Origin of the sequence: Parabacteroides sp. TM07-1AC (assembly GCF_003480915.1) — a bacterium.
Lineage (GTDB): Bacteria > Bacteroidota > Bacteroidia > Bacteroidales > Tannerellaceae > Parabacteroides > Parabacteroides chongii.
This window is the reverse complement of record NZ_QUKD01000012.1, coordinates 230,599-232,629: the sequence shown is the minus strand read 5'-3', so window position 1 is coordinate 232,629 and position 2,031 is coordinate 230,599. Positions and strand designations below refer to the sequence as shown.

The 2,031-nt window shown below is 48.3% G+C and carries 1 tRNA gene and 1 rRNA gene (1 of these 2 only partly in view); both read left to right on the top strand.

Annotated features, from left to right (window positions below):
* Positions 1-164: 164 nt before the first annotated feature.
* Positions 165-238 (top strand) — tRNA-Ala (locus DXD68_RS20950).
* 115 nt (positions 239-353) lie between these two features.
* Positions 354-2,031 (top strand): 23S ribosomal RNA (locus tag DXD68_RS24355) (it continues 1,735 nt past the right edge of the window).

Here is a 2,031-nt window from a genome sequence, read left to right as displayed (position 1 = left end):
ATAATGTAGAGGTCGGCAGTTCAACTCTGCCTGGGACTACAAAAAAGTTGACAGTTGACAGATGAAAGTTGACAGTTAACTTACTCTCAAGAGACGGAGTTTTTCAGTGATATTCGGATGTTGTAACTGTCAACTGTCCACTATCAACTGTCAACTCTCCTAACGGGGGATTAGCTCAGCTGGCTAGAGCATCTGCCTTGCACGCAGAGGGTCAACGGTTCGAATCCGTTATTCTCCACATAACTCAGTAATGAGTAGAAGATCTTTGACATGATGGACAACGTAAAATAAAGTAACGAAAAAGAGCAAGCTGAAGATATATCAATCCGATTCACAGCAATGTGACCGGAAAAAAGAAAGTAAGCAAGGGCAGACGGTGGATGCCTTGGCTCTCGGAGGCGATGAAGGACGTGATAAGCTGCGATAAGCTGGGGGGAGATGCAAATAATCTTTGATCCTCAGATTTCCGAATGGGGCAACCCGGCAGGTTGAAGGCCTGTCATCCTGTAAAGGAGGCGAACGTGGGGAACTGAAACATCTAAGTACCCATAGGAGGAGAAAATAAGAATGATTCCGCAAGTAGTGGCGAGCGAACGCGGGAGAGCCCAAACCGGGATTGTTTAGGCAATACCGGGGTTGTAGGACCACGCTGTGGCAAGAAATCAGGAAAGTGGAACGCTTTGGAAAAAGCGATCAAAGAGGGTGAAAATCCCGTACACGACTTTCTGACGAAGCCTAGTGGTATCCTGAGTAGCGCGGAGCACGAGGAATTCTGTGTGAATTAGCGGGGCCCATCCCGTAAGGCTAAATACTCCCGAGAGACCGATAGCGAACCAGTACCGTGAGGGAAAGGTGAAAAGAACCTCGAACAGAGGAGTGAAATAGACCCTGAACCCGTCTGCCTACAAGCGGTCGGAGCACTTTCGAGTGTGACGGCGTGCCTTTTGCATAATGAACCTACGAGTTACTTTCTCCGGCAAGGTTAAGTGATTCAGTCACGGAGCCGAAGCGAAAGCGAGTCTGAACAGGGCGCCATAGTCGGAGGGAGTAGACGCGAAACCAAGTGATCTACCCATGGTCAGGTTGAAGGTTAGGTAACACTAACTGGAGGACCGAACCGGTAAGCGTTGAAAAGCTTTCGGATGAACTGTGGGTAGGGGTGAAAGGCTAATCAAACTTGGAGATAGCTCGTACTCCCCGAAATGCATTTAGGTGCAGCCTTTATTTAGTATAGCATGAGGTAGAGCGACTGATTGGATGCGATGGCTTCACCGCCTATCAAGTCCAGATAAACTCCGAATGCGTGCTATATATTGATAAGGAGTGAGGGCGCGGGTGCTAAGGTCCGCGTCCGAGAGGAGAAGAATCCAGACCATCAGCTAAGGTCCCCAAATAACAGTTAAGTTGAACTAACGAAGTCAGACTGCAGAGACAGCTAGGATGTTGGCTTGGAAGCAGCCATTCATTTAAAGAGTGCGTAACAGCTCACTAGTCGAGGAGTTTGGCGTGGATAATACTCGGGCATAAACTGTTTACCGAAGCTATGGATCTCGTAAGAGATGGTAGGGGAGCATTCCAGCGGCGTCGAAGGTGAGGGATAACTCTTGCTGGAGCTTTTGGAAAAGCAAATGTAGGTATAAGTAACGATAAAGGAAGTGAGAAACTTCCTCGCCGAAAGACTAAGGTTTCCTGATCAACGTTAATCGGATCAGGGTAAGTCGGGACCTAAGGATAAGCCGAACGGCGATTCCGATGGAAGAATGGTTTAATATTCCCATACTACTTTATGGAGCGATGTGGAGACGGAGAAGTGACAGTCCTGCCATCTGACGGAATAGATGGTTAAAGGGTGTAGACGTGGATCGTGGTAGGCAAATCCGCCATGAGAGTCGAACCTGACAGTATGCCGCGTACTTGTACAAGGCAATATGGACGTAATCAGGCTCCCTAGAAAATCCGCTAAGCATATTCATAAAGTACCCGTACCGTAAACGGACACACGTAGTTGGGTTGAGAATACTGAGGCGCTCG